Consider the following 19,442-nt stretch of genomic DNA (forward strand, 5'->3'; position numbering starts at 1 on the left):
CCGGGTGTAGCACCGTTTACACAGCCAGCTCCAAGCGTTGGGCGAGGTAGGGCGCCGTGCGGCTGTGCGGATGCGCCGCGACAGTCGCCGGAGTGCCCTCCGCCACGATGCGGCCGCCCGCGCTGCCGCCGGCCGGGCCCAGGTCGATGACCCAGTCGGCCGCGGCCACGACGCCCATGTCGTGCTCCACCACGACAACGGTGTTGCCCGCGTCGACGAGCCGGCCCAGCTGCGTCATCAGCAGCTCCACATCGGCCGGGTGCAACCCGGTGGTGGGCTCGTCGAGCAGATACAGGGTGTGGCCGCGGCGGGCGCGCTGCAGCTCGGTGGCCAGCTTGATGCGCTGCGCCTCACCGCCGGAGAGCTCGGTGGCCGGCTGGCCGAGCCGCAGGTAGCCCAGACCCACCTCGCGGAGGGTCGCCAGGCTGCGGGCGGCGCTGGGCACCTCGGCCAGGAAGTCGGCGGCCGCGTCGACGGTGAGTCCCAGCACGTCGGCGACGGACTTGCCGTTGTAGAGCACCGCGAGGGTCTCGGCGTTGTAGCGGGAGCCGTCGCAGGTCGGGCAGGGTGCGTAGCTGCCGGGCAGGAAGAGCAGCTCCACGGCCACGAAGCCCTCGCCCTGGCAGGTGTCGCAGCGGCCGCCGGCCACGTTGAAGGAGAACCGACCGGCGCCGAAGCCGGCGGCCTTCGCCGCATCCGTCGCCGCGAAGGTGGACCGCACGGCGTCGAACAGGCCCGTGTAGGTGGCCAGGTTGGAGCGCGGGGTGCGGCCGATGGGCTTCTGGTCCACGCGCACCAGACGGTCGATGGCCCCGGCACCGGTCACCGTGTCGACGACGGTGCTGGCACGGTCCGCACCGGTCTCGTCGTCATCCGCGTCCTGGGCAGCCTGCTGGTCGGCCGCGCCGTCTCCGGCAGCGCTGGCGGCGGGCCCGGCGTCGACCGGGCCCTGGCGCAGTTCCCGGCCCACGGCATCCGCCAGCACCCGGCTGACCAGGGTGGACTTGCCCGACCCCGAGACACCGGTGACGGCGGTCAGCACGCCGAGCGGCACCTTCACGTCAAGGTCGACGAGGTTGTGCCGGGTGACGCCGGTCAGGCCCAGCCAGGCGGCCGGCTCACGGTGCGCCGGCGCCGCCGAGTCGCCCATCGAGGGGAACAGGTAACCGCGGGTGACGGAGGTCTCGACCTCGGCCAGCCCCGGCACCGGGCCGCTGTAGAGCACCTCGCCGCCACCGTCGCCCGCGCGCGGGCCCACGTCGACGAGCCAGTCGGCGCGGCGCACGACGTCCATATTGTGTTCGACCACGAAGACCGAGTTGCCGGATGCCTTGAGCTGTTCGAGCACCACCAGCAGCGGTTCCGCGTCGGCCGGGTGCAGCCCCGCGGAGGGTTCGTCGAGCACGTAGATCACACCGAACAGGCCGCTGCGGAGCTGGGTGGCGATGCGCAGCCGCTGCATCTCGCCGGGCGAGAGGGTGGGGGTGGCCCGGTTCAGGCTGAGGTAGCCCAGGCCCAGGTCGATGAGCACCTCGAGGCGGCGCACCAGGTCGCCGGCCACGGTGACGGCCACCTCGGTGACCTCGCCGGACTGCGCGGAGCGGTGCGACCCGGTGGCCCCGGTGAGCTCGGCGGTGGGCCGCAGCACCTCGGCGAGGTCGCTGAGGGTGAGGGCGTTGAGTTCATTGATCGGCCGGCCGGCAAAATGCACCGCGAGGGCCTCGGCGCGCAGGCCGCTGCCGCCGCAGAGCCGGCACGGGCCGGTCTCCACGAACGCGAGCACCCGCTGGCGCATCTGGGCGCTCTTCGAATCGGCCAGCGTGTGCATCACGTAGCTCTTCGCGCTCCAGAACCGGCCCTTGTACGGCTTGGCCACCCTGTCTCGCTGCGGGGTGACCTCCACGACGGGCTGCTCCTCGGTATAGAGGAGCCAATCGCGCGACTCGCGGCTGAGCTGTGACCACGGCACGTCGATGTCGTGGCCCAGCACCCCGGTGATGTCGCGCAGGTTCTTGCCCTGCCAGGCGCCGGGCCAGGCTGCGATGGCGCCGTCGCGGATGCTCAGGCTCGCGTCGGGCACCAGGAGGGGTTCGGTGACGGTGTGCGAGATGCCCAGGCCGTGGCACTCCGGGCAGGCGCCGGTGGCCGTGTTGGGCGAGAAGGCGTCGGAGTCCAAGCGCAGGTCCGACCCGGCGGGGTAGGTGCCGGCGCGGGAGTAGAGCATCCGCATCGAGTTGGACAGGGTGGTGACGGTGCCCACGCTGGAGCGGGAGCTGGGCGAGCCGCGGCGCTGCTGGAGGGCCACGGCCGGCGGCAGCCCGGTGATGAGGTCAACGTGCGGGGTGTGACCCTGCTGGATCAGGCGGCGTGCGTACGGCGCGACGGACTCGAAGAACCGGCGCTGGGCCTCGGCGAAGATGGTGCCGAAGGCCAGCGACGACTTGCCCGAGCCGGAGACTCCGGTGAAGGCGACGATGGCATCGCGGGGGATGTCGACGTTGACGTCTTGCAGGTTGTTCTCCCTGGCACCGCGCACACGCACGAAGCCGTCAGCGCCGGGGTGGGCGGCGAGGTCCGCCGGAAGGGCCGGAGAAATGGGTGCCGAAGAAGTCAAGGGAGAGTGAGGCATTCGATCGACTCTAGTTCGGCCCCCTGACACTCGACCGTGCGCGGCACGCGTATCGTGGAGAAGTTGATCCTCGAAAGGCCCTGATGCGCCGCACAATGTTCAAGTCCAAGATCCACCGCGCCACCGTGACGCACTCCGCCCTGCACTACGTGGGGTCGCTGACCGTCGACCTTGACCTGCTCGACGCGGCCGACCTGCTGCCCGGCGAGCTGGTGAGCATCGTGAACGTCAACAACGGCGCCCGCTTCGAGACCTACCTGATCGCCGGGGAGCGCGGCAGCGGTGTGATCGGCGTCAATGGCGCGGCAGCGCGGATGGCACACGAGGGCGACCTGGTCATCATCATCTCCTACGCCCAGATGGGCACGAAGAAGGCCAGGGTCTACCAGCCCACCGTCGTGCACGTGGATGCGCAGAACGCGATCATCTCGGTCGGCACCGACCCGGCCGCTGCGGACGGCGATGACGACCTGGAGCGCCCGCCCCACGCTCTCTGAGCTTCGCTGCCTGTCGGGCGCCGAGGAGAATCATGGCACCCGGATCGGATGGCTGAGATCGTGTGAAAAAGTTCTCCACAGCCGTGGCTTCCACCACACAAACGTTCGATATTGAGCTATTCTCATCGCATGGTCACCATCGTAGCTGTCTCCGAACCCGGTTCCGCGCCGGATGGCACGGCGCCGACGGCTCCGCTGCCGGGGTCGTTGATCGCCGCGGTAGAAGCGGTGGAGCACCTCGGGGCGTGCAGCGCCGACTACGACGCGCTCTCCGACGCGGAGCTGATCGCCGGCCAGAGAGACCTGGCCAGGTTGCGTGGCTTGGTGGAGACCCGATCGGTATGGCTGGCGAAGACCCTCGCGCACCGTTCCCGCCGGGAGCTGGGCCAGCAGGGCCTGGCAGCACGGCAGGGGTTTCTGTCGCCGGCGGACCTGATCCAGACCCTCACCGGCTCTACCCGGGCCGACGCCCGCAAACTCGTTGACGTGGGCACGATGCTCAGCGAGACAGAGACGGCCCAGGCGGTGCGGGACGCCGAGGCCAACGACCGGGGGCAACAGGACGGCCGCGACGACGTCGACGGCGGTGATGTGGCCGCCGTTCCCGGCGCTGAGCCTGTCCCGCTGCCCTGGTACAGCGCCATTTCCGATGCCGTGGCTGCCGGAACCCTCTCGGTCGCCGCGGCGCACGCGATCCGCGCGGGCCTGGGCACGATCGACGTCGTCATCACCGCCGAAGTCCTCGGTGATGCGGTGCAGAAGCTCCTCACAGAAGCGAAGACAACCACCGTCGACGACCTCCTCAAACGCTCCCGCAGGATGCGGGACACCCTCGATGAGGCCGGCATCGCGAAACGCGAACAGAAGGCATGGGACGACCGGTACCTGCGGATCTGGACCGGTGACTCCGGCCAGGTCCACCTCAACGGCCAATTCCCGCCTGAGCAGGGCGCGTTCATTCTCTCCGTCTGCGACAGTGCCGCCGGTCCCCGCCGCGGCGGCGTGAGATTCGTCGACCCGGACCGGGCCGCCTGGGCCAAGGCGATACAGGATGACCCGCGCAGCACCGACCAGTTAACCGCCGACTCCTTCGTCGAGCTCCTCAGGGCCGGTAGCACCGTCAACCCGCACCGAATGCTCGGCGGTCGCAGCCCGGCGGTTCGGATCCTCACTCCCGCGCCCACCCCGGCGCCCACCCCGGTGCCAGCCGGGGACGGGGAGGCCGAAGCAGCGACTCCCTCACCCGCACCAGCAGGCGAACTCGCGCCGGCAGTCGACCCCGCCGAGGTTCTCGTTGCGATTCCCGACGGCAGCGGGCACGGCTTCATCGAGGGCAATCCCGCACCCGTGTGCCAGCAGAGCGTCGACAGGATCATCTGCACCAGCGGCACCGTCGAGATCACCTTCGACGACGACGGCCAACCCCTCAACCTCGGCCGCGAAGAACGCATCTTCACCGCAGCGCAACGCATCGCCCTGGCTGCCCGCGACGGCGGCTGCCGATGGGGCGACTGCGACAGGCCACCCTCCCGAACCGAGGCGCATCATCTCGAAGAATGGGTCCGCGATCACGGCGCCACCGACATCCGCGTCGGCATCCTGCTCTGCCCCCCACACCACCGGCTGCTCCACGCCCAGGGCTGGCAAATCTTCGAGAACCGGGGCGTCTATTGGCTGCGGCCCCCGGCCAGTGTTGATCCCGGGCAGTCGCTCATCAGGCTGAACCGTAAGAGCCCCATCGCTCCGGAAGGCCAACACCCCGACCGGGGCGACCGGCCCTGATGTGGTAGCGACGATCACCGGTGGTGGCGGCAGCATCCGCCGATCGTGAGAGACATCGCGAGCCGGAGGCGGGAGGGCTAGTGGCCGCCGTCGACGAGCTTCAGGCCGATGACGCAGCCGACGAGGCCCAGGATGAGCAGGATTTTGATGAGCGACGCCGGTTCGCCGCCGAAGATCATCGCGTAGAGCACAGTCAGCGCCGCGCCGATCCCCACCCAGACGGCGTAAGCGGTGCCGATCGGGATGGTGCGCATCGCGAACGCGAGGCCGGCCATGCTCAAGACCAGACCGGCACCGAAGATCACGGTGGGCCAGAGCTTGGTGAAGCCGACGGATTTGCCGAGGGCCGTCGCCCAGACGGCTTCGAGAACACCGGACACGATCAAAATGATCCACGACATGAGAACTCCTATGGCCAGTCTTGTCGCGTGCCGGGTACTGATCCGTCGTCCGGAACCGCGGTGAGCGGTCTCCCAGAAGACTAGCCCGGCGGCCTGTGCAGACACTGGGCAGGCCGCCGGGGACACTTAGGCTGCGGCGATGATGTCCACGACGAAGACGAGAGTGTCTGTTTCGCTGATGCCGGCCGTCTCGTTACCGCCCTCATAACCCAGCTCGCCCGGCGGGATGACAATGACCACCTGGGAGCCGACGGTCTGTCCGACCAGGCCCTGGGTGAAGCCGGTGATCAACCCGGAGACCGGGAACGACGTGGGGCCGACACCCCAGCTCTGGTCGAACACCTTGCCGGTGTCCCAGATGGCGCCGGTGTACTGCACGGTCACCGTGGAGGTCTCCGTGACGGCCGCGCCGTCACCCTTTTTGAGCACCTCGACCGCGAGGTCGGTGGGCGGGTCGCTCTTGGGCATGGTCACGGTGGGCGCGCCGTCATCGGCGAGCTTCACGGTGGGGAAGCCGTCCGTGGGCTCCTGGTCTTCCCCGGTGGCGCGGGTGGGCAGCTTTTCCTTGATGTCGATCACGAAGAGCAGCTGGTCGGTGGCGGCCACACCCAGGTCGGTGTTGCCGGTCTCGCCGAAGCCGTCGGCCGGCGGGAAGACCACGGCCACCCTGTCGCCCACTTTGGAGCAGGCCACACCCTTGAGGATGCCCGGGATGACGCCCTGGCCGTTGACGACGTTCACGGTGAGGCCGGCGGCGTCGCCGAAGCCGCCGGCGGTGAGCTTGGCGCCGGTGGTGGCGTTGTACGCGGCGTAGGAGATCGCCACGGAATCACCCTCCTCGATGGCGTCTCCGGTGCCCTCCGTGATGACGGTGCGTTCGGTCGCTTTCGTGGCCAGAGGGGCCTCGAAGGTCACGGTCGGTTCGGCTGCGGCATCACCGGCGACGGTGACGGCATCCGAGGTCGCACCCGGATCGGTGCATGCGACCGGGGCCGTCGTGGCCGACCGTGTCGGCGACGACGCGGGTGACGCCGCGCAGCCGGTCAGGGCGACGGCGGCGACCGCCGTCAGGGTGAGGAAAGTGGGAAGTGTACGCACGCAGGTGTCTCCAGTCAGATTCGGGCCTCGACCAGTCTGGTCCCCGCACCTATGTATGTGCTGAATCGGTGTGCTCCCAGCCGGCTCACAGACCCGCCGATTCGGGACCTTCGTCCCCTGACGGGGGGAAGTGCGGAGATCTAAACTGATTATTCGGCCCCGGGAATTCGTCAGGCCGAGCAGGTCGATGGTGACCGAAACCCACCGACAGTGGCGCCACGCTCATCACGGCAACCTCCTGATTGACGCCCTGCCCCACCCATCGAACGCCGCTCGATGTGGTGACAGCACGTCAAGAGAAAGAGCAATTCGTGTCCGACCAAAAGTCGACCTCAGTAAACGCCGTCAGCATGGACCGCTGGGAGAGCCTCAAGCGCGAGTACTTCTGGCGCACCCACCGCAACGTGCCCGCCGCCGCCCCGGCCGCCACGGTAGCCGACCCCAACGCGGAGTAGCCCGAAGCCCGGCCGTTTGCCGGCACCGGCGACGGGACCTTGGTCCGGGGTTATCCGCTGGTAGCGCGATATGATGAATTCATGGAACCGCTGAATGACGACCCGACCGGCACCTTCACGGATGCGAACCGTCCGCTGTATGAGGTGAAGGCCAACCTGTTCAAGGGGTTGGCGCATCCGGTTCGGGTGCGGGTGCTCGAGGTGCTCGCCCACGCCGACACCGACCTGTCGGTCTCCGACCTGCTCGCCGACACCGGCCTGGAGGCCTCGCACCTCTCCCAGCACCTGTCGGTGCTGCGCCGGCACAACCTGGTGGTGGCTGAGCGCCGCGGCAGCCTGGTCTTCTACGGCCTGGCCTACCCGCAGGTCGCCGATCTGCTCGCGGTGGCCCGGCAGCTGCTCGTCGAGATTCTCGAGACCACCCAGCAGCGCCTGATCAGCACGGTCGGCCGGCCCCGGCTCGGGTCGACGGATGCGGCGTCCAACGCTGCCGTGTCCAGTGACGCGGTGTCCCGGTGAGTGTGATCACCGTCGCCGCCGGCAGGACCGGCCGTTACCTGCGCGCGCTGTTGCCCAGCTGGCAGGATTACCGCGATGTGAAGCGCACCTGGCGCGGCGACATCGTGGCCGGCCTCACCGTGGGCATCATTGCGCTGCCGCTGGCCCTGGCCTTCGGGGTCAGCTCCGGCGCCGGCGCCGAAAGCGGCCTGATCACCGCCATCGTGGCCGGTGTCATCGCCGCGGTGTTCGGCGGCTCCAACATCCAGGTCTCCGGCCCCACCGGCGCCATGGTCGTGGTGCTCGGTCCGGTCGTGGCCGCCCACGGCGTCGGCGTTGTCGCGGTGCTCAGCCTCATGGCGGGCCTCATCGTGATCATTGCCGGCGCCCTCAAACTCGGCCGAGCGGTCACCTTCATCCCCTGGCCGGTGATCGAGGGGTTCACCCTGGGCATCGCCGTCATCATCTTCCTGCAGCAGGTACCCGCCGCGATCGGTTCCAAGGCCGGGCCGAGCAGCAATGCCTTCGTGGCCGCCGTACAGTCCTTCCAGACCGTCGACTGGTCCACCGTGATCGTGCCTGTGGCCATGGTGCTCATGGTGGCCGCGATCATGCTGCTGGCCCCCCTGGTGCACAAGAAGCTGCCGGGGTCGATCGTGGCCATCATCGTCGTGACCGTGATCGCCAACCTCGCCAACCTGCCGCTGGCCCGCATCGGCGAGCTGCCCAGCTCGCTGCCGTCGCCCGCGCTGCCGCAGCTTGATGCCGGCCTGCTGAGCTCCCTGGTCGGCCCCGCCCTCACCATCGCGGCGCTCGCCGCGATCGAGTCCCTGCTCTCTGCGCGGGTGGCCGTCACGCTGTCCGACACCGGCCCGTACGACGCCGACCGCGAGCTCGTGGGCCAGGGCCTGGCCTCGATCGCCTCCGGCTTCTTCGGCGGCATGCCGGCCACCGGCGCGATCGCCCGCACGGCGGTCAACATCCGCTCTGGCGGCCGCACCCGGCTGGCGGCGATCGTGCACTCGATCGTGCTCGTCGGCGTGGTCTACCTCGCCACCGGGGTGGTTTCGCAGATCCCGCTCGCCGCGCTCTCCGGGGTGCTCATGGTGACCGCGGCCCGGATGATCTCGATCGCCACCGTGCGAAGCATCATCGGCTCCACGGGGTCGGATGCCACGGTGTTCGTCATCACCGCCCTGGTGACGGTCTCGGTCGACCTCATCGTGGCCGTGGGCATCGGCATCGCCGTCGCCGCTTTCTTCGCGCTGCGGGCGGTGTCGGCCTCCAGTGGCGTGCACCGGGAGGAACTGCCCGGCACCCCGGTTCCCGGCGACGAGCGCATCGCGCTGTTCAGGCTCGACGGCGCCCTGTTCTTCGGTGCGGCCGAGCGGATGCTCGAACGGGTCAACCAGACCAGCCACATCACGGTGGTGATCATCCGGATGTCGCAGCTGCAGATCCTCGACGCCACCGGCGCCCGGGTGATCACCGAGATGATCCAGGCGCTCGAGCGGCGCGGCATCACGGTGCTCGTCAAGGGCATCCAGCCGCGGCACCTCAAACTCGTCACCCGGGTGGGCGTGATCACGTCGCTGCGGCACCGCAACCACCTCTTCGTCGACCTTGACGCCGCGATCGAACACGCCCGCAGCCACGTCACCCGGGCCGCCACGGCCGGCGGCGCGGATGCCGGCGACTACGGCTGGACCAGCGCGATCCGGTTGCCCAGGGACTAGCGGGCCAGCGAAGCCAGCTCGGCGCGGGTGGAGGCGCCCACCTTGCGCAGCAGGTTGGCCACGTGGAACTTCACGGTGTTCTCGCTGATCAGCAGCTCGCCGGCGATGGCCTTGTTCCGCGCGCCGGAGGCGACCAGCGCCAGCACCCCCTGCTCCCGCGGGCTCAACCCCCACTCGGTGGCGGGGGCCAGCGGGGCCGACGGTGGGTCCAACGGCAGCGACACCGTGAGCTCGGAGCCCCAGCCGGCGGTGGCCTGCACGCCGAAGGTGCCGCCGAGCGCGGCGACCCTGGCCGTGAGAGGGACGACGCCGGGGGAGTCCGTGCTGAGAACGCCCGCGCCGTCGTCGCGGATCTGGATCAACAGGTTGCTGCCGTCGCAGTCCCACTGCACGCGTACCCGGCTCACCCCCGCCTGCTCCACCAGGGCCAGCACGGCGCCGCGCACGATGGCGCGGCCCGCGTGCGCGACCTCACCGGGCAGGGCTGGGCCGTTCGCCGGCGGCTCGACGAACTGCACGTCGAGGTCACCGAACCGCACCAAGGGCCTCAGATCGTCCCGCAGCCTGGCAAAGGCCGCCGCCACCGGTTCCTGGGCGAGTGAGCGGTCCCGGTCCGACACCGCGCGCAGGTTCACCATGGCGCTCGCGGCGAGATCGGTGGCGGTCTGGCGGGCGGCCTCGGCGCTGACCGTGGGCGAGCGCAGCACCCCGAGCAGGGATTCGAGAGTGGTCGAATGGGCATCCGTGAGATCGGCGATGAGCTTGGCACGCTCGGCCAACGCGGGCCGCGAGTCGAGCAGGTGGGCGGGACTGGGCGCGGCCACCTGTTGGCGGATGCTCGTGGCCACGAGCTGCCACAACCGGCCGACGAGCGCGAGGGTCGCCTCGGGGTCGGCCGCGCCGGCCGGCGTGAGTTCGGGGTCGGCGAGCACCAGCAGGGCGCCGGTGGAAGCAGTCCAGGCCGTGATCGGGCGATCGGTGCCACCGAGCACGGCACGTCGGCCCCACGGGTCGGACGGTTCGCTGGTGAGCGAGCGGCGCACGGCGTCGAGCTCGACGAGGGTGACGTCGTCGATGATCGACGCCTCGCCGGCCGTCTTCCGCGGTCGGCCGGTGCAGTCGTCTGTGCAGTCGTCGGTGAGAATCAGCAGCGCGCTGTGCCCGATGAACGGCTCGAGAAGGGCCGAGAAGCCGCCGGCGACGTCGGGCGGGGAGCTCTGCACGACGCCGTGCAGGGCGTCGAGCAGTTCCATTGAGCGGGGGTTGGCGAGCGACTTCACCGCGTCAGCCTACCCGGATCTGGCCGTCCGGCCTGACTGCCCCTACCCATCCGGGTGGGCTCGTCATCTCCGCCCGGCCACGGATGCCCCCGCCGCGACGTGCGCCGAATCGCCGCTTCGCCGCCCGCAGAGGGACCATTTGCGGCAAGTCAGCAACCCGCGCGGTCACGACGTGCCGAAAAGTGCCCCATCACCATGCGTGAAGGGGCACTGTGCGGCAACTCGGCGCCGCGGGAAGGCGACGGGTCAGCCGAGGAGGAGCTTGCCGAGCTGGTCGGTGGAGTGCACCACGGCGGTGGCCAGGGCGGCCTCCGCGGGGGAGCCGTAGCCCCACTCGACGAGGATGGTGGGAACGCCGTTCGCGTTGGCGCCCTCGGCGTCATAGATGCGGTCGCCGACCATGACGACGGCGGAGGTGTCGACACCGACGGCGGCGAAGCGCACCAGGGCCTCTTCGACGATGTCGGCCTTGTTGCTGCGGGTCTCGTTCTCGGTGGCGCCCACCATGACGGTGAAGTACTGGGCCAGCTCGAAGTGCGTAAGGATCGCGATCGCGGTGTGCTCGGGCTTGCTGGTGGCCAAGCCGAGCGGGATACCGGACTCGTGGATGCGCTCGAGCAGGCCGGCGACGCCCGGGTACACGGCGGTGTCCAGCGACGCGGGGCCCTGGTAGTCGGCGCGGTACACCGCCAGGGCCTCCTGGGCCTCGTCGGGCGTCATGCCGGCGTACTCGCCGAACGCCGCCAGCAGCGGCGGGCCGACGTACTTCATCAGCTCGGTGTCGGAGGGAACCGGGCGGCCGAGCAGAGCGAAGGTGCGCGCCAACGAGTTCGTGATTGCCGGGGCGGAATCCGTGATGGTTCCGTCGAGGTCGAAGAGGATGGCGCTCCAGGTGCGCGTCAGAGTGGGGTTCACTCGCAATATCCTAGGGCCGCAGGGGGCAAACCCTTGCATGCGAGGTGGATACAAGGTATGCGCGCGACCCCGCGGTCGGCCGCATCGCTGCCGGCGAACGGATGCCGCCGGGTCGTGCCTCTCTCCGAGAACCCGGCCAACTGTGTCCGCACGGGGAACAGTTGCGGCGGCGGGGCCGGTCAGGCCGAGGGGATGACCGTGGCGTCGAGGCCGGAGACCCGCAATGTGGCGCGCGGCGCTGACCGTTCGATGAGCACGGCGTTGGCTCCGTCGACGTTCTCGGCCCAGTCCCGGGCGGCCCCGGGGCTGCGTCCGTGCCGCTGGTGCCGCGCCACCAGGCGCTGCAGACGCTCGGCGCCCGGGGTCTCGCAGAACCACACCTCAGCGGCCAGACCGGGCACCAGGTTCCAGGGTTCCCGGTCCACGAGCAGGTAGTTACCCTCGACGATCACGATGCGGGTGCCCGGCTCCACAACCAGGGCGCCCGCCACCCCCTCGTCGACCGCACGGTCGAAGCTCGGGGCGTAGACCGGGTGGTCGGTCTCGGCCCTGAGCCGTCGCAGCAGCGCCACGAAGCCCCAGCCGTCGAAGGTGTCGATGGCGCCCTTGCGGTCGTGCCGGCCGAGCCTGTCGAGGGTGGCATTGGCCAGGTGGAAGCCGTCCATCGGCAGGTGCACGGCCCAGGGAACGGCGGCAGTCGCCCCGGTCGCCGGGCCGGCCGCCGCAGCCGACCCGGCCGCATCCGCATCCACCCCGGCAAGCTCGGTGAGGCGCCGCGCCAGCCGCTCGGCCAGGGTGGTCTTGCCCGCGCCGGGGCTGCCGGCGATGCCCACAACGATGCGGCCATCGATGGGCAGTAGGCCGAGCACCCGCCGGGCGAGCAGGTCGAGCGGCGCGGTGTCGCCGGCCGCCTCGGAGGACAAGGCAGCGGACCGGTCAGGCACGGGAGCCTAGAAGAGCTTGGACGCGGTGTCGTCGAGCCCGCGCATGGCGTCGTAGTCGAGCACTAGGCAGCGGATGCCGCGGTCCTCGGCCAGCGTGCGCGCCTGCGGCTTGATCTGCTGCGCGGCGAACACGCCCACCACGGGCGCCAGGTGCGGGTCGCGGTTCATCAGCTCGAGGTAGCGGGTGAGCTGCTCGACGCCGTCGATGTCGCCGCGGCGCTTGAGTTCCACGGCCACCGAGGCGCCCTGGGCGTCCCTGGCCAGGATGTCGACGGGGCCGATCGCCGTCATGTACTCGCGGCGCACGAGGGTGTGGCCGTCGCCGAGCAGGTGAATGTGCTCGGCGAGGAGCTTCTGCAGGTGCGCCTCGACGCCGTCCTTGATGAGGCCCGGGTCGATGCCGAGTTCGTGGGCGGAGTCGTGCTCAACGTCGTAGAGGCTCACGATGAGCTGGTCGGCGGTCTTGGCGTGCGTCACGGTCCACAGCTCGGTGATCCCGGCCTCGGCCTGCAGCTCGTCGGGCGCCGAGACGGCCAGGCTGCACGGCGGGCTCATCCAGTTGAGCGGCTTGTACGAGCCGCCGTCCGAGTGCACGAGCAGGCTGCCGTCGGACTTGAGCATGAGCAGGCGGGTGGCCAGCGGCAAATGCGCGCTGAGCCGTCCGGCGTAGTCAACTGAACATCTTGCTATTACGAGGCGCACTGAACGAGCTTAACCGGCGGCGGCGGTCTGCGCGCGCTCGCGGGCCGCCGGGGCGGCCAGCCCGGCGAGGGCCATGAGCACGACGATCACGAACAGGGCGTTCAGGATGCCCCACTGCTCGCCGATCAGGCCCAACACCGGTGGCCCGACCAGAAATGCGAAATAGCCGATCATGGCTACGGCGCTCACCCGGGCGGCCGCGTTTGCGGTGTCATCCGCGGCGGCCGACATGCCCACCGGGAAGCCGAGCGAGGCGCCGAGGCCCCACAGCACGGTGCCGACGATGAGCAGCCAGATGGCCGGCGCCAGGATCACCAGCAACAGGCCGGCCACGCCGAGAACCGAGCAGGCCCGCAGCACCGGAACCCGGCCGAACCTGTCCAGCACCGGGCCGCCGAGCACCCGGCCCACCGTCATCGCCGAGACGAACACCCCGAAGACCAGCGCCCCGGTGGCGTCGCTCTGGCCGTGCCCGTCGACCACGGCCAGGGCCAGCCAGTCGCTGGCCGATCCCTCGGCGAAGGTCATGCCCAGCACGATCACCCCGATCAGCAGGATGCTCGGGTCGCGCCACACCGCGAGGCTGGTGCGCATCCGTTCGACCCAGTTCGGCCGCACGACGGTGTGCGCGGCGGACTGGTCTGCGGGGTCGCCGAGGGCCGGGCGGAGCGGCACGAACCGGACCGCGATCGCGGCGGCGGCCAGCGCGAGGGCGGCGACGAGGCTGAGGTGCCAGACCACCGACACGGCGAGGGCGGCGGCCCCGGCGCCGAGCAGCGCCCCGGCCACGGTGCCCAGGCTGAAGCAGGCGTGCAGCAACGGCATCAGGGTGATGCCGAGTTCGCGTTCGACCGCTGCCCCCTCGACGTTCATCATGACGTCGGTCGAACCCATGCCGAAGCCCACCAGGGCCAGGGCGGTGAACGCGATCGGCGACGACCCCCACACCGTGGCCGCGGCGCCCACCAGGACCAGACCTGCCGAGGAGGTGGCGATGCTGATCACCAGGGCCCGGCGGGCGCCGAACGCCGACAGCAGCCAGACGGCCGCGACGAGTCCGAGAATGGATCCGGCGGAGAGCCCGAAGATCAGCAGGCCCACCTGGTCGGTGCGGAGCGCCAGGTCGTCGCGCACGGTGGGGATCCGGGACACCCACGACGCCAGCCCGAGCCCGCTCACAAAAAACAGCATGAAGATGGCGTTCCGCCAGCGGGTGAGTTCGCGCCGTCCGCGAGTCTTCGTCATTCCACCCACGCTACCGCCCCCGCGAACTGTGAGCTGAGCCCCGGAAATCGAGAGATCCCGGGGCTTTTCTCACAGTTCGCGGACCGGTCAGGCGCCCAGGCGCACCCAGTGGGTGCCTCGGGCGCGCACGGACAGGGTCACCGCTCTGGCGCCGAGGAAACCGAAGACGAACGCGGCCATCAGCCAAGCCAGCCCCGCGGCACCGGCGGGAGCGAAGAGCAGCACCAGGCCGGCCAGCGGGACGAAGGCGGCCAGGTTGACCAGGCCGGTGATCGCGAGATAGCGGGCGTCGCCGGCACCGATCAGCACCCCATCGAGCACAAAGACCAGGCCGCCCAGCGGCACGGACAGGCCGAGCACCACGAGGGTCGGCGGCAGCAGCGCGGTGACCTCAGCGGCGTTGGTGAATACCCCGCCGAGCACCCCGCTGGCGGCCACCACGACCAGGCCGAGCAGCACGCCGCCGCCGATGCCCCACTCCAGGCAGCGCCGCAGCACCTGGCGCACCTGCTGCAGGTCGCCGGCACCGAGACCCCGGCCCACCAGGGCCTGCGCGGCGATGGCGAGGGCGTCGAGGGCGAAGGCCAGCGTGGCGAACAGGGTCATCGCGATCTGGAATGCCGCGAGCTCGGGGGAGCCGAGGCTGGTGGCCACAAAAACCGCCAACAGCATGGCGGCGCGAAGGCTCGCGGTGCGCAGGAACAACCAGCCGCCGCTGGTGGCCCCGCGGAGCAGCCCCGCACGGTGCGGTCGGAGCGGCGCACGCTCGCGGCGGGCGTGCCGCACGACGATGACCAGATACACGGCCACCATGCCCCACTGGGCGAGCACCGTGCCCAGCGCCGACCCGATCAGGCCCAAGCCCAGCCCGTAGATGAACCACAGATTGAGCAGGATGTTGGTCAGGAAGCCGAGCCCGGCGACCCAGAGCGGGGTGCGGGTGTCCTGCAGGCCGCGCAGCAGTCCGGTCGCGGCGAAGACCAGCAGCATCGCGGGCACACCCAGCATCGACAGGGCCAGATAGTCGGCGGCGGCGCGGGTCACCTCGGGGTCGGCACCGAACGCGGCCACCAGCGCGGGGGCCGCGAACCAGCCGGCCACGGCGAGCACGGCGCCGAGGCCGAGCGCAAGCCACAGGCCATCCACCCCCACCGACACCGCACGGCGCCGGTCGCCGACACCGAGCCAGCGGGCCACGGCGGGGGTGGTGCTGTACGCGAGGAACACCATCAGCCCGATGATGGTCTGCAGCACCGCGCTGGCCAGGCCGAGACCGGCCAGTGGCACCGCGCCGAGGTGGCCGACCATGGCCGAGTCGGACAGCAGGAACAGGGGCTCGGCGATGAGGGCGCCGAGGGCAGGCAGGGCCAGCCGGCGGATCTCACGGTCGATGGGTTGCGGGCGTAGAAGTTCGATGCTTCGACTCTAGTTATCCGCACCGACGGGGGAGGACGCCGACCAAGGTTCGGGCGTAGTCTCACGGCTATGAGCCCCGTTGTTCAGACGCGTGACCTCACCAAGCGGTTCGGCCGGGTGCAGGCCCTCGCCGGCCTCGACCTGTCGGTGGCCGAGGGGGAGGTGCACGGTTTCGTCGGCCCGAACGGCGCGGGCAAATCCACCACCATCCGCATCCTGCTCGGCCTGATGCGCGCCGGCGGCGGCTCGGCCAGCGTGCTCGGCGGTGATCCCTGGGCGGATGCCTCCGCGCTGCATCGCCGCATCGCCTACGTCCCCGGCGACGTGAGCCTGTGGCCCAACCTCTCCGGCGGCGAGGCCATCGACCTGCTCGCCCGGCTGCGCGGGGCCCGCACCGCCGATCCGGCCTACCAGGCGCGGCGCCGGCAGTTGCTGGAGCGCTTCCAGCTCGACCCGACCAAAAAGGGCCGCACCTACTCGACGGGCAACCGGCAGAAGGTGGCCCTCGTCGCGGCGCTCGCCGTGCCCGCCGACCTGCTCATCCTCGACGAACCCACCTCGGGCCTTGACCCGCTGATGGATACCGTTTTCAGGGCCGAGATCGTCGCCGCGGCCGCCGACGGTGCCACGGTGTTGCTCTCCAGCCACATCCTCAGCGAGGTCGAGCGCCTCTGCGACCGGGTGAGCATCATCCGCTCCGGCCGGATCATCGAGACCGGTACCCTGGCCGAGCTGCGCCACCTCACCCGCACCGAGGTGGCCTTCGCCGCCGCCGGGCTCACGGATGCCCAACTGGCCGGCCTCGCCGCACGGCTGCCGGGCGCGCGTGACCTCTCGGTCGGTGACGACAGGGTGAGCTTCACAGTCGACGCCCAGGCGCTGCCCGGGATGCTGCCGGTACTCGCCGAGCTGCGGGTGCAGGGGCTCACCGTTGCGCCGCCCACCCTGGAGAGCCTGTTCCTGCGCCACTACGATGACGCGTCGGCGGCCCCGAACGGGCCGGAGAACGTCGATTCAGACCCGGCCGGCGCTCACTCTCCGCAGCACCGGCACCGGCGATGACGGCCCCGGCAGCCCCGGCACGCCAGGCCGCCCCGACGTACGTGCGAGCAGCGGTGCCCACCCTGTGGCCGATGCTGCGGCTGCGGCTGCGACGGGACCGCGTGCAACTGCCGATCTGGCTCCTCTCGCTTGCGGCTGTCGCGTTGCTCGCCGGTATCGCCGTGCCCGCCAGTTTCGGCACCCTCGCCGACCGGGAAGCTCTCGTGCAGATCGCCGTGGGCACGCCGAGCATCCTGATGCTCCGCGGCGAACCGAGGGGCCCCACCACCGACGCGTTGCTGTTCTTCAGCATGTTCGCCAACCTCGCCGCCGCCGTGGCGTTCATGAGCACGTTCCTCGCGGTGCGGCACAGCCGCGCGGAGGAGGAGGCCGGCCGCAGCGAGCTGATCGGCGCCACCGTCGCCGGACGGGTGGTGCCGCTGTTGGCCACGGTGCTGTTCGGCGTCGTCGCGAGCCTGGCCGCGGGAGCCGCGGTGGCGCTGGCCCTGGTCATCGCCGGGCTCGACCCGCTCGGCTCGCTCGTCACGGGAGCCGCTCTGGCCGCTACCGGCGTCGCGTTTCTCGGTGTGGGGGTGGTGGCCGCGCAACTGATGCGCACCTCCCGGGGTGCGAACGGACTGGCGGCCGCCGTGGTCGGTCTGGCCTATGTGCTGCGCGCCGCCGGCGACGCGGGCGGCACCCCGTCCGCCGACGGGCTGAGCCTGACGAGCGCCTGGCCGAGCTGGCTGTCCCCGATCGGCTGGGGCCAGCGCGCTCGTGCGTTCACCGAGAACAACCCGGCACCGCTGCTGCTGTCGGTCGCCCTAGCCGGCCTGCTCGTGGCCGTTGCCGTACTGCTGCAGTCCCGCCGCGACACCGGCTCGAGCGTCTTCGCCGAGCGGGCCGGCCGACCGGCGGCCGGCTGGCTGCTGCACGGCTCGCTGGGACTGGCCTGGCGGCTGCACTGGCCCGCGATTCTCGGCTGGGCCATCACCGGGCTGCTGTTCGGGCTTCTGGCGGGCAGTCTCGGCGAGACCGTGGTCGAGCTGATGGAGGGGAACCCGGTCTTCCAGAGTGTGCTGGTGGGCCTGGCCGGTGGCCGGGGCGCGATCATCGACCTGTTCACCGCGACCCTGTTCAGCCTGGTCGGGGTGCTGGCCACGGTCGCCGGGATCCAGGCGATGCTCCGGGCGCGTCAGGAGGAGGCCGCCGGGGTGGCCGAGGCCATGCTCAGCACGAGCCTTGGCCGCATCCGCTGGCTGTTCGACTACCTCATCGTCGGCCTGGCCGGGATCGTGCTGGTGCTCGCGGCCGCCGTGGCCGGTGCGGCTGCCGGGCTCCTCCGTTCCGCGAACGCCGGCGACCGCATCGACAGCGTGCTGGCGGCCGGTGCCGCCCAGCTACCGGCGGCGCTGCTGCTGCTCAGCGTCGCCGCGGTGCTCGTGGCGCTGCTGCCGCGCCTGAGTATCGGCCTGAGCTGGGGTCTGTTGCTCGCCGCGGTGGTCGTGGGTCAGTTCGGCGACCTGCTCGACCTGCCCCAGTGGCTGCGCGACCTCTCACCGTTCAGCCACACGCCGATCGTGGCGGCCGCGGAGGTGGACTGGAGCGGGGCCTGGTGGATGCCGGCGCTGGCCGTACTGCTGGCGGCCGTGGCGGCCGTGGGCATCCGCCGCCGCGACCTCGCGCTCTAGCTGGCCCTCAGTGTTGCCCATGCGGACACCTGCGCCCGGCGTACCGGCCACAGTTGTCCGCACGGGCAACAGTTACGTCTTACGGCAGGATGACGAGCTTGCCGCGCGCGCCGGACTCGAAGTCGTCGAATGCCTCGGCAACGTCGGCGAGGGCGTAGCTGCCCTGAACGGTCACGGAGGTGCGGCCGGCGGCGAGGCTCTCGGCCAGGCGGGTCAGCACCTCGGGGGTGGGGTCGGCGAGGATCGGGACCACGGTGACGGTGTCGGTGCCGAGCTGGTCGGGCGAGCCGATCAGGGTGGAGACCAGGCGACCGCCGGCTCGCAGCGCCGGCAGCACGGTGGCCGCGTCGCCGGCGAAGTGCAGCACCACGTCGACACCGTCGGGGTGGGCGGCGAGCACGGCCTCGCTGAGGTTCTGGGTGTGGTCAACGACCTCGCTGGCGCCGAGCAGGCGCACCTGGGCGATGCCGAGGGCGGTGCGGGCGGTGGCGATCACGGTGGCGCCGGCCGCGGCGGCGAGCTGCAGCGCCTGGTTGCCGACACCGCCGGTGGCGCCGACGACCAGTACGGTGCTGCCGGCGCTGAGCTCGGCGGCATCCACGGCGGCCTGCGCTGCCGTACCGGCCAGCCCGAGGGCGGCGCCGCGGGCGAAGTCGACCTGCTCGGGCAGCTTCGCCAGGCCCGTCGCGACGGGGACAACCACGAACTCGCCGAACGAACCGTCACCCAGGTGGGCCTTGGTGACGACGCCGAAGACCCGGTCACCCACGGCGTATGCGGTGACGTCGTCGCCGACGGCATCCACGATCCCCGCGAAGTCCTTGCCCAGCACCACCGGGAACCGGTGCTCCATCAGGCCATTGAGGTAGCCGGCGGCCACGGCCAGGTCGAACCCGTTGACGGATGCCGCGTGCACGCGCACGCGGACCTCTCCCGCAGACGGCTGAGGGGTGTCGATCTCGGTCAGTTCGAGGGCGGAGCCGAACTCGGGCAGGGTGATGACGCGCATGGGGATCTCCTGGGTCGAGGGCGACCCGTGTGGAGCGCCGTTGTCCTTATGCTCCCATGCCGCCGCATCGCCCACCACGGCCCATGGTCCCACGCCCGCTACA

The 19,442-nt window shown here is 71.0% G+C and carries 17 protein-coding genes and 1 riboswitch; of the genes, 7 read left to right on the top strand and 10 right to left on the bottom strand.

Annotated elements, in window-relative coordinates; translation table 11 throughout:
- Positions 1-16: 16 nt before the first annotated feature.
- Positions 17-2,629, bottom strand: a complete 2,613-nt coding sequence (locus C3B61_RS07750) for an excinuclease ABC subunit UvrA (RefSeq protein WP_165787927.1) — start codon at positions 2,627-2,629, stop codon at positions 17-19.
- A gap of 83 nt (positions 2,630-2,712) precedes the next feature.
- Between C3B61_RS07750 and panD the strand changes: the two genes are divergently transcribed.
- Entirely contained in the window at positions 2,713-3,126 is a 414-nt protein-coding gene (gene panD / locus C3B61_RS07755; RefSeq protein WP_088454831.1) for an aspartate 1-decarboxylase, read from the top strand.
- A 129-nt stretch (positions 3,127-3,255) separates the two neighbouring features.
- Entirely contained in the window at positions 3,256-4,908 is a 1,653-nt protein-coding gene (locus C3B61_RS07760; protein ID WP_103460097.1) for an HNH endonuclease signature motif containing protein, read from the top strand.
- A 77-nt stretch (positions 4,909-4,985) separates the two neighbouring features.
- On the opposite strand, the gene C3B61_RS07765 is transcribed toward C3B61_RS07760, so the two are convergent.
- Together C3B61_RS07765 and C3B61_RS07770 are read right to left on the bottom strand one after the other, a co-directional pair.
- Positions 4,986-5,309, bottom strand: a complete 324-nt coding sequence (locus C3B61_RS07765) for a DMT family transporter (protein WP_088454832.1) — start codon at positions 5,307-5,309, stop codon at positions 4,986-4,988.
- Between the two features lie 9 nt (positions 5,310-5,318).
- Positions 5,319-5,383, bottom strand: a riboswitch (guanidine-III (ykkC-III) riboswitch).
- Between the two features lie 52 nt (positions 5,384-5,435).
- On the bottom strand, positions 5,436-6,407 hold the full coding sequence (locus C3B61_RS07770) for an FKBP-type peptidyl-prolyl cis-trans isomerase (RefSeq protein WP_103460098.1): 972 nt from the start codon (positions 6,405-6,407) through the stop codon (positions 5,436-5,438).
- Positions 6,408-6,718: 311 nt separating this feature from the next.
- Between C3B61_RS07770 and C3B61_RS19655 the strand changes: the two genes are divergently transcribed.
- The 3 genes from C3B61_RS19655 (at position 6,719) to C3B61_RS07780 (ending at position 9,096) form a co-directional block, all read left to right on the top strand.
- Complete coding sequence (locus C3B61_RS19655; protein ID WP_158253860.1) at positions 6,719-6,862, top strand: hypothetical protein; 144 nt, start codon at positions 6,719-6,721, stop codon at positions 6,860-6,862.
- 81 nt (positions 6,863-6,943) lie between these two features.
- Positions 6,944-7,381 (top strand): ArsR/SmtB family transcription factor, encoded by a 438-nt coding sequence (locus C3B61_RS07775; RefSeq protein ID WP_088454834.1) that lies wholly within the window; start codon positions 6,944-6,946, stop codon positions 7,379-7,381.
- Positions 7,378-9,096, top strand: a complete 1,719-nt coding sequence (locus tag C3B61_RS07780) for a SulP family inorganic anion transporter (protein ID WP_241990393.1) — start codon at positions 7,378-7,380, stop codon at positions 9,094-9,096. The genes C3B61_RS07775 and C3B61_RS07780 overlap by 4 nt, the downstream gene beginning before the upstream one ends.
- On the opposite strand, the gene C3B61_RS07785 is transcribed toward C3B61_RS07780, so the two are convergent.
- The 6 genes from C3B61_RS07785 to C3B61_RS07810 all read right to left on the bottom strand — a co-directional run bounded on the left by C3B61_RS07785 (position 9,093) and on the right by C3B61_RS07810 (position 15,598).
- Positions 9,093-10,376, bottom strand: a complete 1,284-nt coding sequence (locus tag C3B61_RS07785) for a LuxR C-terminal-related transcriptional regulator (protein WP_244285874.1) — start codon at positions 10,374-10,376, stop codon at positions 9,093-9,095. The two genes, C3B61_RS07780 and C3B61_RS07785, sit on opposite strands and share 4 nt — an antisense overlap.
- 246 nt (positions 10,377-10,622) lie before the next feature.
- The gene (locus tag C3B61_RS07790) at positions 10,623-11,291 is read right to left on the bottom strand and encodes an HAD hydrolase-like protein (protein WP_240632321.1); all 669 of its coding nucleotides are present in this window, start codon (positions 11,289-11,291) and stop codon (positions 10,623-10,625) included.
- A gap of 179 nt (positions 11,292-11,470) precedes the next feature.
- Positions 11,471-12,235, bottom strand: coding sequence for a nucleoside/nucleotide kinase family protein (locus C3B61_RS07795; protein ID WP_241990391.1), 765 nt, complete (start codon positions 12,233-12,235; stop codon positions 11,471-11,473).
- Positions 12,236-12,241: 6 nt separating this feature from the next.
- A complete protein-coding gene (nucS, locus tag C3B61_RS07800) occupies positions 12,242-12,937 on the bottom strand; it encodes an endonuclease NucS (protein ID WP_103460102.1) in 696 nt (231 codons plus the stop codon).
- Between the two features lie 9 nt (positions 12,938-12,946).
- Positions 12,947-14,182, bottom strand: a complete 1,236-nt coding sequence (locus C3B61_RS07805; RefSeq protein WP_103460103.1) for an MFS transporter — start codon at positions 14,180-14,182, stop codon at positions 12,947-12,949.
- 87 nt (positions 14,183-14,269) lie between these two features.
- A complete protein-coding gene (locus C3B61_RS07810) occupies positions 14,270-15,598 on the bottom strand; it encodes an MATE family efflux transporter (RefSeq protein WP_279628286.1) in 1,329 nt (442 codons plus the stop codon).
- 69 nt (positions 15,599-15,667) lie between these two features.
- On the opposite strand from C3B61_RS07810, the gene C3B61_RS07815 reads away from it, so the two are divergent.
- A complete protein-coding gene (locus C3B61_RS07815) occupies positions 15,668-16,660 on the top strand; it encodes an ABC transporter ATP-binding protein (RefSeq protein WP_103460105.1) in 993 nt (330 codons plus the stop codon).
- Complete coding sequence (locus C3B61_RS07820; RefSeq protein ID WP_103460106.1) at positions 16,657-18,330, top strand: ABC transporter permease; 1,674 nt, start codon at positions 16,657-16,659, stop codon at positions 18,328-18,330. The genes C3B61_RS07815 and C3B61_RS07820 overlap by 4 nt, the downstream gene beginning before the upstream one ends.
- A gap of 79 nt (positions 18,331-18,409) precedes the next feature.
- Here the strand turns inward: C3B61_RS07820 and C3B61_RS07825 are convergent, their stop codons facing one another.
- Complete coding sequence (locus C3B61_RS07825) at positions 18,410-19,339, bottom strand: NADP-dependent oxidoreductase (RefSeq protein ID WP_103460107.1); 930 nt, start codon at positions 19,337-19,339, stop codon at positions 18,410-18,412.
- Positions 19,340-19,442: the final 103 nt, after the last annotated feature.

The organism is Cryobacterium zongtaii, from assembly GCF_002909375.1.
GTDB classification, from domain to species: Bacteria; Actinomycetota; Actinomycetes; order Actinomycetales; family Microbacteriaceae; genus Cryobacterium; species Cryobacterium zongtaii.